16 protein-coding genes are annotated in these 12,955 nt (G+C 54.3%); 7 read left to right on the top strand and 9 right to left on the bottom strand.

Annotation, left to right across the window (positions count from 1 at the left end; genetic code table 11):
• Positions 1-14 precede the first annotated feature (14 nt).
• From asnA to V2546_RS10760, 3 genes are all read left to right on the top strand, one after another.
• The gene (gene asnA, locus V2546_RS10770) at positions 15-1,019 is read left to right on the top strand and encodes an aspartate--ammonia ligase (protein WP_118299207.1); all 1,005 of its coding nucleotides are present in this window, start codon (positions 15-17) and stop codon (positions 1,017-1,019) included.
• Between the two features lie 162 nt (positions 1,020-1,181).
• Positions 1,182-2,993 carry an aminopeptidase P family protein gene (locus V2546_RS10765; protein WP_329752309.1) on the top strand — a complete coding sequence of 604 codons (1,812 nt, stop codon included), beginning with the start codon at positions 1,182-1,184 and terminating at the stop codon, positions 2,991-2,993.
• Complete coding sequence (locus V2546_RS10760) at positions 2,981-3,961, top strand: D-2-hydroxyacid dehydrogenase (protein WP_329752308.1); 981 nt, start codon at positions 2,981-2,983, stop codon at positions 3,959-3,961. The genes V2546_RS10765 and V2546_RS10760 overlap by 13 nt, the downstream gene beginning before the upstream one ends.
• Before the next feature lie 277 nt (positions 3,962-4,238).
• Here V2546_RS10760 and V2546_RS10755 read toward each other — a convergent pair whose 3' ends face one another.
• Positions 4,239-4,886 (bottom strand): phosphatase PAP2 family protein, encoded by a 648-nt coding sequence (locus V2546_RS10755; protein WP_405580220.1) that lies wholly within the window; start codon positions 4,884-4,886, stop codon positions 4,239-4,241.
• A gap of 280 nt (positions 4,887-5,166) precedes the next feature.
• Between V2546_RS10755 and cdd the strand changes: the two genes are divergently transcribed.
• Genes cdd through V2546_RS10740 form a run of 3 tightly spaced genes read left to right on the top strand, consistent with a single transcriptional unit; the run spans position 5,167 to position 7,472 of the window.
• On the top strand, positions 5,167-5,583 hold the full coding sequence (gene cdd, locus V2546_RS10750; RefSeq protein ID WP_215702255.1) for a cytidine deaminase: 417 nt from the start codon (positions 5,167-5,169) through the stop codon (positions 5,581-5,583).
• Positions 5,584-5,620: 37 nt separating this feature from the next.
• The gene (gene deoC, locus V2546_RS10745; RefSeq protein WP_329752307.1) at positions 5,621-6,292 is read left to right on the top strand and encodes a deoxyribose-phosphate aldolase; all 672 of its coding nucleotides are present in this window, start codon (positions 5,621-5,623) and stop codon (positions 6,290-6,292) included.
• A complete protein-coding gene (locus V2546_RS10740) occupies positions 6,279-7,472 on the top strand; it encodes a phosphopentomutase (RefSeq protein ID WP_329752306.1) in 1,194 nt (397 codons plus the stop codon). The genes deoC and V2546_RS10740 overlap by 14 nt, the downstream gene beginning before the upstream one ends.
• 135 nt (positions 7,473-7,607) lie before the next feature.
• On the opposite strand, the gene V2546_RS10735 is transcribed toward V2546_RS10740, so the two are convergent.
• The 4 genes from V2546_RS10735 to V2546_RS10720 all read right to left on the bottom strand — a co-directional run bounded on the left by V2546_RS10735 (position 7,608) and on the right by V2546_RS10720 (position 10,007).
• Positions 7,608-7,829, bottom strand: coding sequence for a hypothetical protein (locus tag V2546_RS10735; protein ID WP_118533554.1), 222 nt, complete (start codon positions 7,827-7,829; stop codon positions 7,608-7,610).
• A gap of 214 nt (positions 7,830-8,043) precedes the next feature.
• Positions 8,044-9,093, bottom strand: coding sequence for an IS30 family transposase (locus tag V2546_RS10730; protein ID WP_329752305.1), 1,050 nt, complete (start codon positions 9,091-9,093; stop codon positions 8,044-8,046).
• Between the two features lie 58 nt (positions 9,094-9,151).
• The gene (locus tag V2546_RS10725; RefSeq protein WP_008981396.1) at positions 9,152-9,415 is read right to left on the bottom strand and encodes a helix-turn-helix domain-containing protein; all 264 of its coding nucleotides are present in this window, start codon (positions 9,413-9,415) and stop codon (positions 9,152-9,154) included.
• Between the two features lie 382 nt (positions 9,416-9,797).
• Positions 9,798-10,007, bottom strand: a complete 210-nt coding sequence (locus V2546_RS10720; protein WP_329752321.1) for a helix-turn-helix transcriptional regulator — start codon at positions 10,005-10,007, stop codon at positions 9,798-9,800.
• A gap of 159 nt (positions 10,008-10,166) precedes the next feature.
• Here V2546_RS10720 and V2546_RS10715 point away from each other — a divergent pair, with 159 nt between their 5' ends.
• Positions 10,167-10,946, top strand: coding sequence for a hypothetical protein (locus tag V2546_RS10715; protein WP_329752304.1), 780 nt, complete (start codon positions 10,167-10,169; stop codon positions 10,944-10,946).
• Between the two features lie 59 nt (positions 10,947-11,005).
• On the opposite strand, the gene V2546_RS10710 is transcribed toward V2546_RS10715, so the two are convergent.
• From V2546_RS10710 to V2546_RS10695, 4 genes are read right to left on the bottom strand one after another with little or no spacing between them, the layout of a single operon-like run.
• Entirely contained in the window at positions 11,006-11,893 is an 888-nt protein-coding gene (locus tag V2546_RS10710; protein WP_329752303.1) for a LysM peptidoglycan-binding domain-containing protein, read from the bottom strand.
• Positions 11,894-11,951: 58 nt separating this feature from the next.
• Complete coding sequence (locus V2546_RS10705) at positions 11,952-12,266, bottom strand: phage holin, LLH family (RefSeq protein ID WP_329752302.1); 315 nt, start codon at positions 12,264-12,266, stop codon at positions 11,952-11,954.
• On the bottom strand, positions 12,263-12,580 hold the full coding sequence (locus tag V2546_RS10700; RefSeq protein WP_329752301.1) for a hypothetical protein: 318 nt from the start codon (positions 12,578-12,580) through the stop codon (positions 12,263-12,265). Before V2546_RS10700 ends, V2546_RS10705 begins: the two co-directional genes overlap by 4 nt.
• Before the next feature lie 4 nt (positions 12,581-12,584).
• The gene (locus V2546_RS10695) at positions 12,585-12,950 is read right to left on the bottom strand and encodes a serine/threonine protein kinase (RefSeq protein WP_329752300.1); all 366 of its coding nucleotides are present in this window, start codon (positions 12,948-12,950) and stop codon (positions 12,585-12,587) included.
• Between the last annotated feature and the right edge of the window lie 5 nt (positions 12,951-12,955).

Here is a 12,955-nt window from a genome sequence, read left to right as displayed (position 1 = left end):
AGGTGAGCACCACAATGAATTTTATTGTACCAGCCGGTTATACTCCGGATATCAACCTGAAAGAGACCCAGGTTGCGATCAAGATCGTAAAAGACTTTTTCCAGAAGGAACTGACAAAGCAGTTAAATCTGACCCGTGTTTCCGCGCCGTTATTTGTAACGCCGGAATCCGGACTGAATGATAACTTAAACGGTGTGGAGCGCCCGGTCGCGTTCGACATCAAGGAAGGCGGGAGACAGGCGGAGATCGTCCATTCCCTCGCAAAATGGAAACGTTACGCGTTAAAGCAGTACGGCTTTGAGCCGGGCGAAGGCTTATATACCGATATGAACGCGATCCGCCGCGACGAGGATACCGATAATATCCACTCCATCTACGTGGACCAGTGGGACTGGGAGAAAGTGATCACGAAGGAGGAGCGGACCCGCGAGACTCTCGAGGAGACCGTCCGCGCCGTATATAAGGCGTTAAAGATCACGGAGGACTACATGGCTTATGAGTACGATTATATCGGCCGCGTTCTTCCGGAGCACATTGAATTTATCACATCCCAGGAACTCGAGGACCGCTATCCGGACCTGACTCCGAAGCAGAGAGAGTACGAGATCGTGAAGCTTCACGGCGCTGTCTTTATCGAGCAGATCGGCGGAAACTTAAAATCCGGAAAGCCGCATGACGGCCGTGCTCCTGACTACGATGACTGGAAATTAAATGGTGATATCATCGTCTACTATCCGGTTCTCGACATCGCACTGGAGTTGAGCTCCATGGGTATCCGTGTCGATGAGAAATCCCTGCATGAGCAGTTAGTGGCAGCAGGATGCGTGGAGCGCGAGAAACTCGCATTCCAGAAAGCATTATTAAACGGCGAGCTCCCGTACACCATCGGCGGCGGTATCGGACAGTCCCGTATCTGTATGTTCTTCCTTAGAAAAGCGCATATCGGCGAGATCCAGTCTTCTTTATGGCCGGATGAGGTGCGCGCCGAGGCAGCAAAGGCGGGAATCCCGCTCCTGTAAGGAAGGCGTTCCGAACATATACGCAGCAGATATGGATCTGCACAAAGTCATTTTGAGAACGACCCGGCGGCGCAAGCCGGCCGGCATGAATATATCAGAAGAACAGTTACGGTCCGCAAAAACATGCGTGCGGTAACTGTTCTTCACTTATGGAGGTAAACAATGGCAAATGAACGTTTGAGGGAACTCAGGACCCTGATGAAAGTGAGACATGTGGACGCGTACTATGTTCCGTCTTCCGATTTCCACGATTCTGAGTATGTGGAGGACTATTTCAAATGCCGCGCATTCCTGTCCGGCTTCACAGGTTCCGCGGGGACCATGGTGATCACCCAGGCTTTTTCCGGCATGTGGACGGACGGAAGATATTTCGTTCAGGCAAAGAGAGAGCTGGAAGGTCAGGACACACGTCTGATGGCGATGGGAGAGGAAGGCGTTCCGACGATCGAGGAATACCTGACGGATCATATGCCGGAAGGCGGAGTTTTAGGCTTTGACGGCCGCGTGGTCAATGCAGCCCAGGGAAGAAAATTTGAGGCGATGATGGCGAAGAAACACGCGACTCTCTCCGTGGGGGATGACCTTGCCGGGGAAGTATGGGAAGAACGCCCGATCCTTCCGGCACCAGAAGTCTGGACTCTCGATGTGAAATATGCAGGTGAGACTGTGACGGAAAAACTGATCCGCCTCAGATCCGAGATGGATGAGAAGAATGCGTCCGTCCACATCTTATCAAGCCTTGACGATATCGCATGGCTCTTCAATATCCGCAAGAATTCGGATGACGGAAATGTGCTCGCACCGGCGTTTGCCCTGATTACGGAAGACGAGGCGAGACTCTTTATCGCCAGCCGTAAATTCTCTCCGGAGCTGCGCGCTTATTTTGAAAAGAATCATGTGACGATCGAAAAATACGACGCGATCTATGATGCGGTGGCGGAGTTAAAGAATGAGACGGTTCTCCTGGAACCTGAGAAGGTAAACTTTGCCCTCTATAAGAAGATCGACGCATCCAACCGCGTTGTGGAGGCCATGAACCCGACTTCCCTCATGAAGGCGGTGAAGAACCCGGTGGAGATGGAAAACCTCCGCAAGGCCCATTTAAAGGACGGCGTTGCCCTGACAAAATTCCTGTACTGGATGAAGAAAAACGCCGGAAAGGTCGCTCTCACGGAGACAGAAGCTGCAGAGCGTCTTGAGGATTACCGGAAAGCCCAGGAAGGTTATCTCGGACCGAGCTTCACGACGATCTCCGCATTCGGATCCAACGCCGCGATGTGCCATTACCACGCGACAAAGGAGCAGGAGAGCCCGGTCGGAACAGACGGATTCTATCTTGTTGACTCCGGCGGACAGTATTATGAGGGAACCACGGATGTGACGAGAACAATCGCGATCGGCAATGTCACGGACGAGATGAAGGTTCATTTCACGCTTGTCATGATGGGAATGCTGCGTCTGATGCATGCGAAATTCTTATATGGCTGCCGCGGACTCAATGTGGATTACCTCGCAAGAGGACCGCTCTGGGAGCGCGGACTCGACTTCAACCATGGCACCGGTCACGGCGTCGGCTTCCTGTCTGCGGTTCATGAGCGCCCGAACGGTATCCGCTGGCGCATCGTTCCGGAGCGCCAGGACTCCTGCGTCCTGGGAGAGGGAATGCTGACTTCGGACGAGCCGGGACTTTATATTGAGGGAAGCCACGGCATCCGTACCGAGAACCTGACGATGTGCAGAAAAGCGGAAAAGAACGAGTACGGCCAGTTCATGTGCTTTGAGAACATGACTTTCGCGCCGATCGACCTCGACGCGGTGGACATTTCCGTGATGGAGCCGTCCGATGTGAGAAACTTAAATGAGTACCATAAAGCGGTCTACGAGAAACTTTCACCGTTTATGACGGCGGAGGAGAATGAGTGGTTAAAAGAGGCGACAAGACCGATCGGGGAGGATTATACATGGCGGATCTAGAGAAAAATATCCTTGTGGTGATCCCGGTAAATGAGGATCATAAAAAGTTCCTGGAAGAGAAAGCTGCATCTGGCAACAAAAACTGCTGCGTCCGCTATGTGAACGGCAGCGATGTCATAGCTGAGGATGTAAAAGAGGCAAACGTGATCATCGGAAATGTCGATCCGGCACTTGTAAAAGAGGCGAAAAATCTGGAACTGTTCCAGTTAAACTCTGCCGGTGCAGACCAGTACATCAAACCGGGGATCCTTCCGGAACAGGCGGTGCTCGCAAATGCGACGGGTGCTTACGGGCTTGCCGTATCGGAACATATGCTGGCGCTGACTTTTGATCTGATCCGCCGTTTTAACCAGTATCATGCGAACCAGGCAAAGCACATATGGCAGTCCATGGGAAATATCACCTCTGTAGAAGGTTCGACGATCCTGGTGCTCGGACTCGGAGATATCGGCGGGGATTACGCGAGAAAGTGCCATGCACTCGGCGCTCATGTGATCGGTGTCCGCCGCACGAACCGGAATAAACCGGATTATCTGGATGAGCAGCATACGATGGACGATCTGGACGAGCTTCTCGGAAGAGCAGATATTGTTGCGATGGTGCTTCCGGGCGGAGACGCTACAAACCACATCATGGACGAGAGAAGACTGCGCCTGATGAAAAAGGGCGCGTACCTGATCAACGTCGGACGCGGAAATGCCGTTGACCCGGAGGGACTTTACAAGGTCTTAAAAGAGGGACATCTCGGCGGCTGCGGACTCGATGTGACGGAGCCGGAACCGCTTCCGGCGGACAGTCCGCTCTGGGACCTCGGAAACCTCGTGATCACGCCTCATGTGGCCGGAAACTTCTTCCTTCCGGAGACATTTGAGCGGATCGTAAGGATCGCGGGAGAGAATCTCGCGGCGTGGGCGAACGGGACACCGTACCGGAATGTGGTGGATTTTGCGACTGGGTACCGGAAGTAGATCCGGAATAGTAAGACAGCCGCCTTTTTGCGCGCGTGAAGCGTGCAGGAGGGCGGCTGTTTTTCTATAGCAGTAAAAATTCTGGATAAAAAACACTGGCAGACCGGAACCGGACACTTGCGTGAAGATGAAGTTAGACCCGGGAGACAGTGGGGAGAGGACCGAATGTGTCTTGGAACATTCTCGCGCTGAGCGCGGTCGCCTGCGACGATCTTCATCTTCGCGCGAAAAAACAGGACAGCTGAAAAGCTGCCCTGCAAATATTTCTGAATCCTTATTAGAAGCTCGTCTCGTATTTTTTCTTCTTCTCCGCCTCCGGCGCATAAGCGATCGGATAGATGACGGATGCCATTAAGAGTGCACCGACGACATCGATGACGGAGTGCTGTTTTAAGAACATCGTTGCGAGGCAGATCAAAACCATCAGAACGCCGGATGCCCGGACGATCATCGGGTGTTTCTTTAATTCCTCGCTGTGGCAGATCGCGATGTGAACACCCACGGAGTTGTAAACGTGGATGCTCGGGAAAACGTTGATACATGGATCGATGCTCCAGAGTCTCGATACCAAATAACAGAAGATGTTCTTATCCGGATCGATCGCCGGACGGAAATCGGTTCCGTTCGGGAACAGGGTGCAGACGAGAAGACTGATCGTCATTCCTGTGAAGAGGAAAGTGCAGAGCCTGTAATAGTCATCGCGGTTTTTAAAGAAGAAAAACGCGATGGTCGCGGCAACGTACAAAAACCACATCAGGTAAGGGACGATAAAATATTCGTTGAACGGGATCAGATCGTCGAGCGCCGTGTGCATGACGTGGTAAGGCTTGTTCACATTTTCCTGGAGTCTTGAGAACCAGGGAAGATAGATGAATGCGTAGGATAACATCCATATATGTCCGTATTTTTTTATCAGCTTTTTCAAAGGATGACCTCCTTTATTTTCTGAATTTATGTTCTGTAACAATTTTGTCATATTTCCTTTATGTTGCCACATTATAGCACTTTGGTTTTGCGGTTTCAACCCCCATGAATAAATTTTTATCGAAACGTAAGAAAGGTGTCAGAAAGTGTTCCGCGGGCAGGAATTTCCTGGGCGGGGAATGTCCGGGGGTGCCGGAAGCTGCTTTGACATTGCTCCGTGTTTATGGTATGGTAAGAGAACATAGAATATTCGGATTTTCGGACCGGAAGGGAGGAAATTCATGGAAAATAGAGAGCTGGTCATGGAAGCATTGAAGGCCAGAAAACAGGCGTATTGCCCGTACTCCGGTTTTGCCGTCGGAGCGGCGCTCCTCTGCGCGGATGGCAGGGTATTTACCGGCTGCAATATTGAAAATGCGGCGTACCCGGCGACAAACTGTGCGGAGCGCACGGCGATTTTTAAGGCAGTCAGTGAAGGAAAAACAGAATTCCGGGCGATCGCCATCGTCGGAGGTCCAAAAGGAAAAGAACCGGAAAATTTCTGCGCGCCCTGCGGCGTCTGCCGCCAGGTGATGGCGGAATTCTGCGATCCGGAGACGTTCCGGATCATCCTCATGAATGGCGCGGGCGAGATCCGGGAATACCTTTTGAAGGAGCTTCTTCCGCTCGGATTTACAGGGAAAGCGCTGGAAATTTGAGCCGCCGGAAAAGAAGCGGAAAGGAACGATAAGAAAAATGACATACAGAGATGTTTTAAAGAGAGTGGACCATACATTATTAAAGCAGCCGTCCACCTGGGAACAGATCCGGGAGATCTGCGATGATGCGGTGAAATTCGGGACCGCGTCGGTCTGCATCCCGCCGTCTTTCGTAAAGCAGGCTTCGGAGTACCTCGGAGAGAAGATGCCGGTCTGTACCGTGATCGGATTTCCGAACGGGTACAACACGACGGCGGTCAAAGTGTTTGAGACGAAAGAGGCGTTGAAGGACGGAGCGGAGGAGATCGATATGGTGATCAATATCGGCTGGGTCAAAATGGGACAGTACGATAAGATCCTGGAAGAGATCAACTCCCTGAAAGAGGTCTGCGGCGATCATATCCTGAAAGTCATCATCGAGACATGTCTCCTCACAGAGGAGGAGAAGATAAAGATGTGTGAGACTGTATCAGCCTCAGACGCGGACTTTATCAAGACATCCACAGGATTTTCCGCCGCAGGGGCGACAAAGCCGAATGTGGCGCTCATGAAGGCCCACATGGCCGCAGAAAAGAAGATCAAGGCGGCCGGCGGTATCGCAGACTTTTGCGATGCGGCGGAGTTTGTCCGTCTGGGGGCTGACCGCCTCGGAACAAGCAGACTTGTAGAACAGGCAAAGAAAGGGGTAGATTTAGATGCCGAAATATAATCGGATCTTTACGATCGTAATTGATTCACTCGGAACCGGTGCAATGCCGGATTCTGAAAAATTTGGAGATGTGGGAGTGGACACTCTCGGACACATCGCGGAACATATGGAACATTTCAATATCCCGAATCTTCAGAAACTCGGGATCGCAAACTTAAGACCGTTAAAGGGCGTGGACCCGGTGGATGCGCCGATGGGACGGTTCACAAAATTCTCGGAGGCGAGCAACGGCAAAGATACGATGACCGGCCACTGGGAGATGATGGGGATCTACACGACGAAGCCTTTTAAGACGTTCACGGATCATGGATTCCCGAAAGAGCTGATCGAGGAGCTGGAAAAACGCACCGGACACAAGGTGATCGGAAACAAGAGCGCCAGCGGAACCGCGATCCTGGATGAGCTGGGAGAGGAGGAGATCGCTACCGGTCACATGATCGTGTATACATCTGCCGATTCCGTCCTTCAGATCTGCGGAAATGAGGAGACATTCGGGCTTGACGAGCTGTACCGCTGCTGCGAGATCGCCAGAGAGATCACGATGAAGGAAGAGTGGCGCGTGGGCCGCGTCATCGCGAGACCTTATGTCGGAAAGAAGAAAGGCGAATTTGTCCGCACCAGCAACCGCCACGATTATGCGTTAAAGCCGACCGGGACAACGGCGCTCGATATCTTAAAGGACAACGGATACGATGTGATCTCTGTCGGCAAGATCCGGGATATCTTCGACGGCCAGGGCATCACGGAGGCGTTCCGCTCAAAGAGCTCCGTCCATGGAATGGAACAGACGATTGAAATCTGCAAAGATAAGGATTTCAAGGGACTCTGCTTTGTGAATCTCGTGGATTTCGATGCCCTCTGGGGCCACAGGAGAAATCCGGTGGGTTATGGGGAAGAACTGGAGCGCTTTGATGTGAAGCTTGGCGAACTCCTTGAACACCTCCGGGAAGGTGACCTTTTGATGATAACGGCGGATCACGGGAATGATCCGACTTACGCGGGAACAGACCATACGAGAGAAAAAGTTCCGTTTATTGCCTATTCCCCATCTATGAAAGAGAAGGGAATGTTTGAGGAACAGAAGACCTTCGGTGTCATTGGCGCGACAGTGCTCGATAACTTCGGACTGAAGAAAGCGGAGAATATGATCGGGGAGTCGATCTTAAAAGAATTAGAATGATCGGGACCTGACTGAGATCTGCGTGGGACTGCTGGTTTCGCGAAACAGGTAAAATGGAATAAAAAAGGAAGATCCGCATCCCTGATATCTGGGAAATGTGGATCTTCCTTTTATGTTCAGGCAGAAGTGCAAAACTTATTCTGCGCCGAGTTTCGTTTTTACATCTTCGATCGACATGTTTTTCTCTTTCACGATCGCGTATAATTCAGCCATCTCTTTAGCTTCGATCTGTTTTTCGATGTCCTTTTTCTGCATTTTTAATGTTTTTAATTTCTGCTCTGTCTCTTCAATGGAAGTGAGGACCTCGTTTAAAAGATCCTGCGGAGCAACTTCGACTTTCTTTCTTCCTCTTGGCATAATGATAATCCCTCCTGTGCAGGTTTCATAATATTGGAATCCATAAACTGGTTCCCTATACGTTATACTATATAACAAGATGTATCGGGAATGCAAGAGAAAAAAAGAAGATGTCAGTCTTTTTTAAAAATCGTGTAGTATAGAAAAGGAAAAATATCATCACAAAAAATTGCCGTTTGTCAAGAGTAAATGCACAAAAAAGCAAAAATATTTTTTATGAGGCCAGAATGAGGGCGATTTCTTCCCGGAAAAGCTGCTCGGAGCACAGATAACCGAACATTTTGCGGGGGTAGTTGTTCAGCCAGTCCTCGATCCGCTTGGTCTCCTCGTAGGGGATCGTGCTCAGGTCGGTGCCCTTCGGCAGGTGCCGACGTATGAGGCCGTTCTGGTTCTCATTGGATCCGCGCTCGCTCGGCCGGTAGGGGTGGCAGTAGTAGACCTCGGTGCGGGTGCCCTTGCCGCTGGCGCTTCGTTCGATCCCGGCGGCGTCGGCAAACTCGCAGCCATTGTCGCAGGTGATTGACTGGAAGATCAGCGGGAACACTTTGGAGCCGACTTTCTTCTCGAGGGTGTCGAGGGCAGCGACGACGCTGGCGCTCGTCTTATCCGGCGAGGGGATGATGATCTCGCGGCGGGTCTTGCGCTCGGTCATCACGATGTAGGTGTTGCTGACGCCTTGGCAGCTCTCGACGCTGTCCATCTCCCAGTGACCGAAGGTGCTGCGGTCGTTGATGTGCTCAGGGCGATCCTCGATACTCCGGCCGGCGGGCTTGCGGGGCATGGATCCGGCCGGGCGCTCCGGCTGGTGGCGCTTGCCGTGCTGCGGCAGCATGGAGACGGTCAGCTCGTCGCCGAAGATCTCGCCGCGGATGTAGTTGTAGGCGGTGCTCGCGCAGATGTGGGTCTTGAAGGGCCAGCCCTTGACCTCGGCCTCACCGATCGCGGCCTCCGGGCTGTACTTCTCGTCGCGGATCTTGGCGATCAGGTAGTCGGCCAGCTCGTAGTCGTTGCCGATCTTCAGCTCCGGCCCCTTGGCGCGGAGGTTGGCCTCATAGCGGGCCTGTGCGCCTTCGGGGTTGTATCTGGTCTCGGTGGTGTAGTCGCTGTTGAGGTGCTCATAGGTGCACCGCTTCAGCTCCCGGTAGATGGTCGTATGATGGACGCCGAGCTCCTTGGCGATGTCCGTCGGCTTCATTCCTGCGCGGATGAAGGCGTCGAGCTGGATGCGCTTGGTCGGCGTCAGATGGCTCCAGTGCTGTCCCATTGTGTTCCCCTCCGTGATAAAAGAAAAGGGGCGGCCCGCCGGCCGCCCCTTCTGTGTGTCAGTGTTCCTCGTACTTTTTCAGGAGCTCGAGCGTCTCCTCGTCTGTGATGATGTCAGCCAGCCTGCACTCCAGCGCGTTGCAGATCTTCAGCAGCGTCGGCAGCTTCGCGCCGTTGATGTCCCGGGCGCCGCGCTCGTACTGCTGGAGCACCTGCACCTTGATCCCGGCCAGATCGGCGAGCTGAGACTGAGACAGGCCGGCGGCCTTGCGGAGCTTTTGCAGCCCCTCGCTTTTGTAGGTCACTTTGATCGAGATGTCCATGTTGTTCCTCCCGCTTGACTTTGCCGTGGTTTCGTGGTTATAATGAAAAGGAACGGCGGGCGGGATTTTTCCCGCCGTCCTTCGACCTTACTGCTTGGGCTTTTGGTTCGGCTTTATTGTGATCGTAATGGTGGCAACCTGTTCACACTTTAGAGCCTGTTCCAGCAGCTCGAGCAGTTTTTTCATCTGCTCAGCATCCACGGCTTTGCCTCCTTTCCGCGGTTTTGTTCTCCTTTCTTTCTGTACTCGGCTATCCCTTGCCTGTGATTATATTATAGAGCATTTGCTCTATAATGTCAAGCATAATTCGCCAGAGTTTCAACATTTTTATGCAGTTTCCTACATAAAAAAGCCCGCACGGCGTCGCTGCCGTGCGGTTTTCTCATTCTTTCCCGAGCAGGTGGTTGATGGTGGTGCCGAGAGCGGTCGCCAGATAGTCCAGCTCGTAGTCAGCGACGACTCGGCTGCCGTTCTCGATCCTGCTGATGACCTTCTGCGTGACGTCCAGCCCGATGATCTGGAGCTTGTAGGCGAGCTGTTCCTGTGACAGGTTTGCCCGCAGCCGCTCCTCCTTGACTCTCTCCCCGGAGATGTTGCACCTGCCGTCTGGTTTGTATATCTTCGCAGCCCTCGCCTCCCTTTACGCTAAAGATGACTATGCAATATTGACTTTACCAGTTTTGGCATGGTAATATTATGCCAAAGATGACTAAACACTAATAAATACAAAGTCATCAGGAGGAGGTACTGCATGGGGCTGTTTAGCTTTCTGAAGAAAAAGGAGCCAGAGCCGGCTCCTGCGATCACGGCCACGATCCACGCTCAGACCGTAGAAGTGAAGCAACGGACGCGCGGTGAGCTCCCGCTTGCCGAGATCGGCGGCTATGTGAGCCCGTCCGGCGGTTTTGTAAACTATGGGCGTTTTTGCGTTACTGGTATGAACTCCAGCACGGGGAGAAAAAACACGAAACGATATGAGGCACAGACCGAGGCTGACGCCAGAGCTGCGGCTGCGGATGATGGCCTCGTTGAGCCCATGACTGTGCAGGTGGAGCCGCAGATCCCGCCGACCGATCGGCAAATGGACTACGCGCTCGAACTCGAGGCCATGCTCCCCGACGGCGTATGCAAGGAGGACGTCAGCGCGATCATCAGTAGGATCACCGACGAGGACGAGGCTGCACCAGATCCCGGCCTTTCGTTGTATGCGCACGCCTGCGGGGTGAAGTTTTCGCGCTTTGTCGGTGAAAAGGCTCTGCTTTCGTATATGGTCAGCCAGATGCACGGAGCCGCTCGGGGCGAGTTGTATGCTTATGCCGTTTACCGGCAGGAGAGCGGTGGAAGGTTCAGCGATCCGCGTAGTCTTTCGGTGTATGAGTTTCTGCGCAGTTGCGGGGCTGAGATTGCTGAAGATCCTGCCCTGCTGAAGTCTCTGGAGGATCGTGATGTCTATGACTTCGCAGGCCCGAACAGAGGCACGAAGGTTTACAAAATGGCCGCCGCCAGATTGAAGCAGTGTGGGGCCCTATAAAACAGGAAAAGCCCGCCCGGGATCTCCGGGCGGGTTTTCTTGTGCTGTGAAGTTGCGGATCAGCGTGCGAGTGCTGCGTTGACGGCCTGCTGGATGGCGTTGTAGTCGTAGCCGGCGGCCTCGAGGCGCCTCTTGCGGTCTGCGCCGTTGCCCCACTTGCCGGCGATGACCTCCTTGGCGATCTCGGCGTTGGTTTTCTTGGGGGCTGCGGTTCCCGGGATCTTGATCTTCTGGCCGACTCTGATGATGTTCGGGTTGGTGATCCCGTTGTACGCTGCGAGCTTCTGGTAGGTCGTCCCGTACTTGGCCGCGATCTTGCTCAGGGTGTCGCCGGCGACGACCGTGTAGGTCACTTCGCTGGTGGTACCGCTGCTCGGCGTCTGGCTGCCCGTGTTGGTGTTCCCGGGCTCTGCGTCGTAGGCCGGGCGGCCATAGCCGACGATGTAGCTGTCGCTCAGGTAGTAGGAGCGGCGGGCCACTTGGTCGGAGGTGTTGCCCTCGATGGTGTAGACCTTGCTGCCGTCCACCTTCTCGACGAGGCCGGTGTGGCTGACGTTGCTCTTGGAGTGCGCGGTGCTGAAAAAGATCTGGTCGCCGGGCTTGGGATCCTTGGCGTGATAGCGGCTCTGCTTCTCGTAGTACATGAGGGAGTAGGTGCAGCCGGCGCCCGCGGATCTCTCGGGCTGGCAGAGCAGGCGCAGCGCGTCCGCATATCCGAAGGCGGTCAGCATGCACCAGTCGACGAACATATCGCACCATGCGAAGCCGTTTTTCTTGCCGCTGTACCACTTCGGGTACTTCTCGTCGAAGTCTCTGGCGTACTTGGTATAGTTGGCGCTGCCCGCGTTGGCGGTCGGGTTGTCGAGCTGGCCGTTGCTCTTTTTCTCGTGGTAGCCGATCTCTGCCGCAGCGATGGCAAGAACGGCCGATGCGTAGCATTTGCTCATAGTTTTACCTCCTTAGCTGTAAAAAGAAAAAGGGCGGGCCGGAGCCCGCCCCTCTCCGTCATTCGATAGTCAGGCCCTCGGTGTTGAGCTGCTTGACTGCTGCCTCGATCGCGTTGCTGACGCTTTCCTCGTCGACCTTGAAGCCCTTCCGCTTCAGGAAGTCGATGACGTACTGCTTCTTCTCCTCGCCGCGGCCGGCGCCCTTGTAGAGCTGCTCAGCAGCAGCGACGCCGATCTTTACCCACGCGGTCAGCTCCTTGCGCTGTGCCTCGGTGGTCTGGCTCTTGAGCCACGGGATCAGAAAAACGCTCACGCCGGCGCCGATCAGGGCGATGGCTGCGTTGACGATGGGGGTGATGTCGATGGTGTTCATCCTTGTGCCTCCTCATTGTTGAGAGTGTCCCCGGACGGATCCGGGAGCGGGTTGCCGTCGGCGTCGAGCCTGTGGCGGTTTCGGCTGATTTTCTCGCCGAGGCTCTTGCCGGCGTATGTGATTAGATAGCCGACGCAGGCGGTGAAGATCGTGCCGGTCACTTCACTGACCGGGTCACGCCCGAAGGCTGAGAGCAGGTAGGACGTGGCCGCGCTGAGGCTTGCCACGATGGCCGCCCAGTATGCGAGCTTCTTGCTCGCCTCGATCTTCTTTTTCCGCTTGCGCCGGCGCTTCTTTGCGGCCGTGCTGCTCACCTCCTTAGTCGATGATCGCGTGGATCCCCTGACTGGTGAGGAAGCCCTTCTGCGCGTGTTTGATTTTGGCAGCGTAGTCGAGGGCCGCGTGCATATCCCCGTTACAATGCGCGTCAGGGATGCGCTGCACGGCCCGGGCCGTCGCCTCGCCGAGAGCGATGGCTGCCGACGTGCCCTGAATGGTGATGATCTGGAGATCTTCACGGGCACGCTCTCGGGCCGCTGCCTCTTTCTGTCGTTTGGCCTCCTCGGCCTCCTTTTGCTTCTCGCGCTTCTGGATCCTGTGCTCGAGCATCCAGAAGCAGAAGCCGGTCGCGGCCGTCGGGATCCCCAAAAGGACGACGAGCGCGCCGATGTTGATTTCGATCATTGTGT

This window comes from Clostridium sp. CM74B_53, assembly GCF_036318045.1.
GTDB lineage: Bacteria > Bacillota > Clostridia > Lachnospirales > Lachnospiraceae > Pilosibacter.
The sequence above is the reverse complement of the archived record's forward strand: the minus strand, read 5'-3'. Positions and strand labels throughout refer to the sequence as shown.

What these genes read in the sequence shown, in the direction of transcription:
- asnA (WP_118299207.1), top strand. Translation starts at nt 15, where the DNA reads ATGAATTTTATTGTACCAGCCGGTTATACTCCGGATATCAACCTGAAA.
- V2546_RS10765 (WP_329752309.1), top strand. Translation starts at nt 1,182, where the DNA reads ATGGCAAATGAACGTTTGAGGGAACTCAGGACCCTGATGAAAGTGAGA.
- V2546_RS10760 (WP_329752308.1), top strand. Translation starts at nt 2,981, where the DNA reads ATGGCGGATCTAGAGAAAAATATCCTTGTGGTGATCCCGGTAAATGAG.
- cdd (WP_215702255.1), top strand. Translation starts at nt 5,167, where the DNA reads ATGGAAAATAGAGAGCTGGTCATGGAAGCATTGAAGGCCAGAAAACAG.
- deoC (WP_329752307.1), top strand. Translation starts at nt 5,621, where the DNA reads ATGACATACAGAGATGTTTTAAAGAGAGTGGACCATACATTATTAAAG.
- V2546_RS10740 (WP_329752306.1), top strand. Translation starts at nt 6,279, where the DNA reads ATGCCGAAATATAATCGGATCTTTACGATCGTAATTGATTCACTCGGA.
- V2546_RS10735 (WP_118533554.1), bottom strand. Translation starts at nt 7,829, where the DNA reads ATGCCAAGAGGAAGAAAGAAAGTCGAAGTTGCTCCGCAGGATCTTTTA.
- V2546_RS10730 (WP_329752305.1), bottom strand. Translation starts at nt 9,093, where the DNA reads ATGGGACAGCACTGGAGCCATCTGACGCCGACCAAGCGCATCCAGCTC.
- V2546_RS10725 (WP_008981396.1), bottom strand. Translation starts at nt 9,415, where the DNA reads ATGGACATCTCGATCAAAGTGACCTACAAAAGCGAGGGGCTGCAAAAG.
- V2546_RS10715 (WP_329752304.1), top strand. Translation starts at nt 10,167, where the DNA reads ATGGGGCTGTTTAGCTTTCTGAAGAAAAAGGAGCCAGAGCCGGCTCCT.
- V2546_RS10710 (WP_329752303.1), bottom strand. Translation starts at nt 11,893, where the DNA reads ATGAGCAAATGCTACGCATCGGCCGTTCTTGCCATCGCTGCGGCAGAG.
- V2546_RS10705 (WP_329752302.1), bottom strand. Translation starts at nt 12,266, where the DNA reads ATGAACACCATCGACATCACCCCCATCGTCAACGCAGCCATCGCCCTG.
- V2546_RS10695 (WP_329752300.1), bottom strand. Translation starts at nt 12,950, where the DNA reads ATGATCGAAATCAACATCGGCGCGCTCGTCGTCCTTTTGGGGATCCCG.